Raw genomic sequence first — 7,257 nt, 5'->3', positions numbered from 1 at the left:
GCCGAGGTCGTCGCCGGTGCGAGGATCGTGTCGTAATTGGCGGCAAGTTCAACGATGAGCGCTGCCGTTGGCTCAGCCAGACGGTTTTCCAGCGCATCGCTTTCAGCCAGCAGAACCTTGCGCACGCTTTTAAGCTTGGCGGCGGCATCGGCTGCAGGTTTTGCGCCCTTGCCTGCAACCAGAATATCGACATCGCCGCCGATCTGGGCGGCTGCCGTCAGCGCCTTTGCCGTCTGGTCCGAAAGGGTTGCATTGTCATGTTCGGCAAAAAGAAGAATAGCCATTTATCGTGTCCCTTCCGATTTCTTAGAGGATGCCGTCAGCCTTGAGCTTCTCGACCAGTTCAGAGACTGAACCAACCTTGACGCCAGCCTTGCGGCCACCCGGCTCTTCGGTCTTCAGAACCTTGAGGCGCGGCGCAATATCGGCGCCGAAATCGGCAGGCGATTTCTCGTCCAGCGGCTTCTTCTTCGCCTTCATGATATTGGGCAGCGATGCATAACGCGGCTGGTTCAAACGAAGATCGACCGTGACAATCGCCGGAAGCTTCACATCAATGGTCTGCAGACCGCCATCCACTTCGCGCGTGACCTTGGCCGAACCGTCAGCAAGCTCCACCTTCGAGGCAAAGGTTGCCTGGCTCCAGTTGAGGAGCGCCGACAGCATCTGGCCGGTCTGGTTGGCATCGTCGTCAATCGCCTGCTTGCCAAGGAAGACGAGGTCCGGCTTTTCCGCATCGACCACGCCCTTCAACACCTTGGCGACGCCGAGCGGCTCGACTGTCTCGTCAGTCTTGACCAGAATGGCGCGGTCCGCACCCATGGCAAGGGCCGTGCGCAACGTTTCCTGCGCCTGTGCCGGGCCAACCGAAACAGCCACAATCTCCGTGACCTTGCCTGCTTCCTTCAAACGGATCGCCTCTTCAACCGCAATCTCGTCGAACGGGTTCATCGACATCTTCACATTCGAAAGCTCAACGCCAGATCCGTCGCCCTTCACACGGATCTTAACATTGTAATCGACGACACGTTTTACTCCGACAAGGACTTTCAATCATTTACTCCTTCGAATTTTGTTGCTCATTCCAGCGGCACCAGACACAATCGCGGCCAAGTGGACGGCTGCTGTCAGCGCGTATATCTCGCTTTAGTCTGGTTGATGAGAACCAGGGTAAATCCCATTAATAGTCGATGATGTCTGCGGCCTTCGCTGCGAGTGCAAAAGGATCTTCGCGCCAGGAATAGCCAAACTGCATGGCGGTATCGATTGCACCGGCGTCCGATGCGATCTCAGACAAATGTGGCTCACAGTAGTTTACCAATTCGCGCAACCCCGAACGCGCATAGTCCCCCACGGAACCTTGTTCGCTGAGCAGTTCCTGCAATGCCGTAGGCAATTGCACCAGGCAGGTGGCGCGACACGGATATCCCCGCTCATTGCGACGGCTCCGATAATACCGACTTTCCTGATGCCGGTTGCTTCGGCATGCACGACTTTCGCTATTCCATCCTGCATGACGTTATCTCAGTCCAGGCGTACATCGATAAGCACCGGCCCATGCTTGACCAGAGCTTCGGCTAAAGCCAAATCAAGTTCCCGATTAGTGGTCACTGCAATCGCGTCGACACCAAAGCCTCGCGCAATCGAGATCCAGTCGATTTCCGGCCGAACCAAGCTCATCATGTCGAGCGCTGTCGGACCGGGTTCGGCACCAACCTTGGCATATTCTCCGAGCAGAATGGCGTAGGAGCGATTGTCGAGCAGCAACGTGGTGATCGGCAAATTTTCGCGAGCCTGCGTCCACAACGCCTGCACCGTATAGGCCGCTGAACCATCGGCCTGCAGAGCGATGACCCGCCGTCCCTTGTCGCCGACAGCTTCTGCACCGATAGCAGCGCCCGTTGCCAGTGGCATGCCCCCTCCGATTGCGCCCCCTGTCACGGTCAGCCAATCACATGGCGCGGCCAACGGCATGACCGCAGCAAAGCCACCACCTGAGGTCAGCGCCTCATTGACGATGATGCTGTTCTCTGGAATCTGGCGCGCTACGATCTGGGCCAGAGAATTCGGCGTTATCGGACCATCCACCGGCACCTTGATCTCACCATTTTGGATGGCGATGTCGCTTTCACGGGCGCCGAGCGCTGTCGCCAGAGCAGTCAACGCGCCTTTGGCATCCTGATGCGCTGTCGTCAGGGTCAGAACCTCGGCATCGGCGCGATGCAGCAGGCTCGGCAAACCTGGATAGCGGAAGAAGCCAACTGGCGGCGGACAATTGACCAGCACAACCAGCTCATAAGGGTCGAGACACTGTATCGCTTCCGTTACCGCATAAGGCACGACCGGTAGCACCAGCCTCCCTTTGCCTTGTGGTATATTGGAAATGGTTGAACTTCCCATCAGTTTAGCGCCAGTTTGGTCGGCAATACCCTGAAGTAGAGGATGCAACTCTTCGACCACTGCCGGGTTACCCAGAATGATGACGGCCTTGCGCCCTGATTTCAGGGCTTCGGCAACTTGCGTCACGACGGCTGGGTCAACCGGATATGGCCCCTCTACGCTTTCAAGTTCCGCTGTTTCGCCACCTTCGCTCCATGACACATCCGCTGGCAAGACCAGCGAGGCGATCTGGCCATAACCAAAAGATGCCTCTTTCAGACCAGCCATGGCATCGGCGCCGATCGATGCCGGTTTTGTGCCGAAGCGATGCCATTCAGAACTGCCCCCGACAAGTGCCTCCACATCAGCGGTCAACGGACTGTCATGCGCAACGTGATCCGTAGCGTGATCGCCGACAATATTGAGCATACCACTACCAGCGCGACGGGCATTGTGGATATTGGCAATGCCATTGGCATAACCCGGACCGCAATGCAGCAGTGTAACCGCCGGGCGTTGCGTGACGCGGAAATAGCCGTCGGCCATCCCGGTCACCACATTCTCCTGCAAACCAAGCACGCACCGGATACCGGGTATCCGGTCAAGCGCCGCGACAAAATGCATTTCACTCGTGCCGGGATTGGCAAAGCAGGTGTCTACCTTGGCGGCAACAAGACTATGGACGAGCGCTTCCGCTCCAGTGAGATGCGGTCTGTTCATAATGTTTCCAGTCGGACTTGAGTGAACATGGCCGCGATACGAAGACAGCGGCCAGTGGCTTCATTCTAACGATGCTCTATAATGAGGGCATCCACAGCGATGGCGCTATCGGTTCCCAGCATCAATGGGTTAACATCGAGCTCGAGCAAGTTATGCCGGTGGTCGCCAGCATAGGCGGCAATTGCCATGATAGCATCGATGACCGGCTCCAGATTGACCTTTGGCTTGCCTCGAAAGCCGTCCAAGAGTGCAAAACTCTTCAATCCGCGTAGTGCATTTTCAACCTCTGAACGGTTGACCGGTAACAGCAATGGCGTGGCGTCCTTCAACAGTTCCACCAGGATACCTCCAGCACCGATGACGAGAACCAGTCCGAACAGCGGATCGCGTTTGACGCCGACGATCAGTTCAGCAAGCGGAGCCGGCTGCATCGGTTCCATTAGAAATGTCGTAAGCTCGATTGAAGCATCGTGCTGTTTGACCGATGTGACCATGCGCTCGGCTGCGGCGATGGCATCGGTTTGGCCACGGATGTTGAGTGCAACGCCGCCAACTTCCGTCTTATGCGCCAGCTGATCATGCAGAACCTTCAGAACCATCGGGGCGTCGAAGATTTCCGGCAGTTCGCGGATCATCTCTATAGTCAGAATGTTGCCCTTCGGTACATTCAATCCGTAGGAACTCAATCTCCGTTTGGACTCAGCTTCATTCACTGTCACGCCGTTGGAAGGCAAGGCGGCGACTGCAAACGGGACTTTGGGTCCCAAGGCAGCATCTCCCTGCCGCTTTTCGCGCCCAACCATTTTGCAGTAATTCGCCCATTTCGCGACGACCTGCGCTGCATCATGCAGACCATTCAAAGGCACGATCCCTTGCACAATCAGCGCTTCGGCATCTTCAGGCGGTATGCTTTCCGTATTCACGGATGCATGGAATACCGGCTTACCCGCAGCCTTGCCAGCAGCAGCCAGAGCCCGGTCCATAGCCTGATGCGCGGATTTATCCTTATAGGGCGATCCGACCGGCGGATAATCGATCACCAGCATAGCGGCATCGTAATCACCGTTCAGCATGGTGGTGAACATGGGTGTCAGCAGTTCTTCACTGCCCCAATAGCCAGCAGTGAAATCGAGCGGGTTGGACACATGACCAAAATCAGGCAATGTCGGCTTGATAATGTCTTTCTGTTGCTGGTTTGGCTGTGGCAATTGCAGTCCGGCAAAGGAACAATAATCCGCAGCGAGGCCATTGTCGCCACCAGAACTGGAAAATACGGTAATGCGCTCACCCTCAAGCGGTGCCGCGGTCGAAGCAAGCTTCATCATTTCGAGGAATTGCGGGACCGTATCGGTCTCGATCACGCCCAGACGGGCAAACAATGCTTCATAATATTCATTTTGCCCAGCCAGCGAACTCGTATGGCTGGCGGCCATAACGGCACCAAGTTCTGAACGTCCAGAACGGCAGACGATGACCGGAATACGCTTGGCACGCGCCCGCAAGGCGGCCTGCGAGAACGCAGCCACATCGCGTATGCCCTCCATAAACAGACCCAGACAGGTCACGTTCGGATCATCGACGAGGTAATCAATATAGTCCTCAAAGCCGAGAACCGCTTGGTTGCCCGCACTGATCAGATAGGAATAAGGCACCGAACGGCCATTGGAGACCAGATGCCCGGTGACGTTGCCACTCTGGGAGATGACCGCCGCTCCACGACTGCTCCGCAGCTTCGGATAAAGTGCTGGCCAGATCGTGCCATGATTGACATAGTTGACGAGGCCATAACAGTTCGGGCCGACAACCGCCATATCGCCCGCAGCTTCGACAAAAGCCAGATTGCGCTCGAACCCCGCCGCTCCAATTTCCGAGAAGCCGGAAGCATAACAAACAACACCTCCCGCCTTCATGACCGACAGTTCGCGCAGCGCGTTAATGGTCGCATCGGCATTGACGGCCAGGAATACAGCATCGGGCGAAACAGGCAGATCGGCAATCGACGGAATGCATTTATATCCGGCAATTTCACTGCGCTTGGGATTCACCACATAGACGTCCCCGGCATAATCCTGCTCGCGCAAGGTTTTCAACGTTGCCTCGACCTGGCCACCACCAATGAAGGCCATGGTGCGGGGCGCAAGAAGGCGCGCAAAATTCTCTCGCAGCGTAGGGCTGATACGGCCCTCCTCCACGCTCGTACTTACCTGTAGCATATTCTTCTGCCTCTTGACTTAAGGCACTGCCAGCCCAGCGGGCTCACTCTTCCACGGCAGCGCTCGTTCCAGTTTGACTGGTAAGCGGTGCAGACGTCGGGAAATTCTCCACATCAAAATCGGGCCGCAGCGGATGATCGTCAGGGTTTTCGCCAAACAGATCGCATAGCCATTTGCGGATGATGATACAGCAATCTTCCGCCGTATAGGCTTCTTCCATGACCCAGCCATGCCATAGCCCATCCGCCAGTTGCGTAAGAGCGATGGCCGCCAGCCGGACATCCATTTCCATATTCTTTTCTGCCGCGACCTTGGCAAGCCGACGTCCGAGAAACGCGCGGTATTTACCCCATAGTTCGCGATGTAATGCCATGATCTCTGGAACGATCCAGGCGGCACTATTGTAGTGAATATGAACCTGCTGATATCCGCGTCCGTGGAAAAACGGCCCACAGGCAACAAAGTATAACGTATCGAAGTTCCCCGTCTTCACCGATGATACAAGGTGCCGGTAATAATCGTCTCCGTTTTGAAGGTAATAGCGATGTGCTGCAGTCAGCAGATCTTCCTTGCTGTCAAAATAGTGGTTTATCAATCCACGTGAAAAACCAGATTCTTCACTGATCGTATTGATCGTCGAATTCAGATAACCGTGTTTGACTATTGAATTCAGCGTCGCAAGGATGAGATCCTGTCGTCTGATTTCGTTGGTTTGCCTCTTTTTTGCAGCTTTCCGCATGCTTTACCTTCTCGAAGGCCGATGACTAACGGCGACACTCAATTATTGATACGGTCTCAACAGATCCTTTGCGATAATATCCTGATGGACCTCGGATGTTCCTTCCCAAATACGCTCAATACGCGCATCTCGCCAGAAACGCTGGATGGGGAATTCTTCCATGACGCCCATGCCGCCGAAGATTTGCACGGCATCATCCGCAACCCGGAACACCATTTCCGAGCACCAGTAATTCACCATTGACGCTTCAGTGCGGTTCATCGTCTGATTCTCAATTTTCCACGCGGCTTCTTTCACCATAAGATCACCGAGCTTTATATCAACCGCCATATTGGCGACCTTGAAACCGACGCCCTGGAATTCTCCTATAGTTTTGCCGAATGCCTTGCGGGTTCCGGCCCATTCCTTGGTCATTTCGAAGATGCGTTCGGAACGACCGACACAATGCGCGGCCAGCGCGACCCGGCCATCATAGAGCCACTCATTGGCAGTATCGAAGCCCTTACCCTCTTCGCCCAGAATATCGTCGCTATGAACGCGAACATCTTCAAGATAGACCATGGTTGGGTTATAGCCGCGGGTGACGATCGACTTCATCGGTTCGACACGCAGTCCCGGCAAAGTTTTGTCGAGGAGAAACGCCGTAAAACGCTTGCGTGGTCCACGCGGCGTTTCATCCACGCCGGTAACGGCAATGAGCACGATGAAATCTGCGATATCGGCGTGAGAGATAAATTGTTTCACCCCATTGATGATCCAGTAATCCCCATCGCGCACAGCCTTGGTCGTGATGCCGCGGGCGTCCGACCCCGCGCCTGGTTCCGTGAGGGCGAAGGCATCCTTACGTTCGCCACGGATGGCCGGCTTCAGATATTTTTCAATCTGTTCGCCCTTGCATTTGAAAAGGATGCCGGTAACACCGCGGTTCATGCACATGGTGAGCGCGGCGCTTGATTTACCAAGCACGCGTTCGGCTTGCATCTTGGTTTGCTTATCGAGACCCGGGCCGCCCCATTCCTCAGGCAGGTTCATCCCGGCAAACCCCGCCTGTATCGATTTTTGCTGAATTTCCTGTTTGATCTCCTCTGGAACATAGCGGAGTTCCTCGACAAGATTCTCGTGCGGGTAAAGTTCTCGTTTGCAGAACTCTTCCAACGAATCGATGAGCGCCTGTTGTTCGAAACTTAATGCAAAATCCATGGTGTT

General features: G+C 55.3%; 5 protein-coding genes and 1 pseudogene. All 6 read right to left on the bottom strand.

The annotated features are described in order from the left end of the window. A pseudogene (locus JAU75_RS21555) lies at positions 1 to 284 on the bottom strand (electron transfer flavoprotein subunit alpha/FixB family protein); the annotation flags it as partial. Positions 285 to 306: 22 nt separating this feature from the next. Next, positions 307 to 1,053: an electron transfer flavoprotein subunit beta/FixA family protein gene (locus JAU75_RS21550; RefSeq protein ID WP_199058549.1), complete on the bottom strand. Its 747-nt coding sequence runs from the start codon at positions 1,051 to 1,053 to the stop codon at positions 307 to 309. A gap of 471 nt (positions 1,054 to 1,524) precedes the next feature. Further along, complete coding sequence (locus JAU75_RS21540; protein ID WP_199058548.1) at positions 1,525 to 3,099, bottom strand: acetolactate synthase large subunit; 1,575 nt, start codon at positions 3,097 to 3,099, stop codon at positions 1,525 to 1,527. A 65-nt stretch (positions 3,100 to 3,164) separates the two neighbouring features. Continuing rightward, on the bottom strand, positions 3,165 to 5,312 hold the full coding sequence (locus JAU75_RS21535; protein ID WP_199058547.1) for an acetate--CoA ligase family protein: 2,148 nt from the start codon (positions 5,310 to 5,312) through the stop codon (positions 3,165 to 3,167). A gap of 43 nt (positions 5,313 to 5,355) precedes the next feature. Next, positions 5,356 to 6,051: a TetR/AcrR family transcriptional regulator gene (locus JAU75_RS21530; RefSeq protein ID WP_199058546.1), complete on the bottom strand. Its 696-nt coding sequence runs from the start codon at positions 6,049 to 6,051 to the stop codon at positions 5,356 to 5,358. Positions 6,052 to 6,093: 42 nt separating this feature from the next. Next, positions 6,094 to 7,251 carry an acyl-CoA dehydrogenase family protein gene (locus JAU75_RS21525; protein WP_199058545.1) on the bottom strand — a complete coding sequence of 386 codons (1,158 nt, stop codon included), beginning with the start codon at positions 7,249 to 7,251 and terminating at the stop codon, positions 6,094 to 6,096. Positions 7,252 to 7,257 lie beyond the last annotated feature (6 nt).

The organism is Ochrobactrum sp. Q0168, assembly GCF_016427605.1.
Lineage (GTDB): Bacteria > Pseudomonadota > Alphaproteobacteria > Rhizobiales > Rhizobiaceae > Brucella.
Note: the sequence above shows the minus strand (reverse complement) of the source record. Positions and strands in the feature narration are given on the sequence as shown.

Excerpts from the sequence above, each read along its gene's own strand:
- JAU75_RS21540 (WP_199058548.1), bottom strand. The coding sequence starts at position 3,099 with ATGAACAGACCGCATCTCACTGGAGCGGAAGCGCTCGTCCATAGTCTT.
- JAU75_RS21535 (WP_199058547.1), bottom strand. The coding sequence starts at position 5,312 with ATGCTACAGGTAAGTACGAGCGTGGAGGAGGGCCGTATCAGCCCTACG.
- JAU75_RS21530 (WP_199058546.1), bottom strand. The coding sequence starts at position 6,051 with ATGCGGAAAGCTGCAAAAAAGAGGCAAACCAACGAAATCAGACGACAG.
- JAU75_RS21525 (WP_199058545.1), bottom strand. The coding sequence starts at position 7,251 with ATGGATTTTGCATTAAGTTTCGAACAACAGGCGCTCATCGATTCGTTG.